We start from the raw sequence: 577 nt of genomic DNA, 5'->3' as shown, positions 1-577 counted from the left end.
CTCGGCGCGGTGCTGCCGGGACGGGCGGGCGGCTGGCTCGGCTGGGCGCTGGCGGCGGCGCCGGCGGTCGCGCTCGCCTGGTGGCTCGGCCCGCATCACCGCTGACCGGCGGCCAAGCTCCAGGCCATTGTTTTGCTGAGCAAATCCCAGCGGCGGATGATTTCCTCACGCGCCGCATTGCTTTAGGATACAGCGAGTCGTCCGCCTGTACCGGCGCGCGACCCATGGAGGCATGATGCAAGGCACGCCGGGAAGCCGGTTCCTGCTGCTGGGAATGAGCGGGCTCGCGGCGTTTGGCGCGACCTTCCTGGTGCTGCGCGCCTGCGTGCCGATACCCCAGGGTCTCGTGGCGACGGCGCCGACCCCGCCGCCAGCGGAGGCACCGCGCAGCGTGGCCCAGGCGGCGCCATCCGCAGCCCCCGGAACCGCTGCTGCCCCGCCATCCGCGGCATCGCCGACGGTCGATCCTCCGCCGGCCCCTGCTGCCGTGGCCCGGACCGAGCCGCCGCGGGCACCGACGCCATCGCAGGCACAGGTCGCCGCGGCCGCGACGGCGCCGCAGGCTTCGGCGCCGCCA

General features: G+C 75.0%; 1 protein-coding gene. It reads left to right on the top strand.

Features of this window, described 5'->3' with window-relative positions; genetic code table 11:
* Positions 1 to 235 precede the first annotated feature (235 nt).
* Positions 236 to 577, top strand: a 342-nt coding sequence (locus GXW71_RS34625; protein WP_456316006.1) for a hypothetical protein, incomplete at its 3' end; no start/stop codon positions are given.

This window comes from Plastoroseomonas hellenica (assembly GCF_018129085.1).
GTDB lineage: Bacteria > Pseudomonadota > Alphaproteobacteria > Acetobacterales > Acetobacteraceae > Plastoroseomonas > Plastoroseomonas hellenica.
The sequence above is the reverse complement of the archived record's forward strand: the minus strand, read 5'-3'. Positions and strand labels throughout refer to the sequence as shown.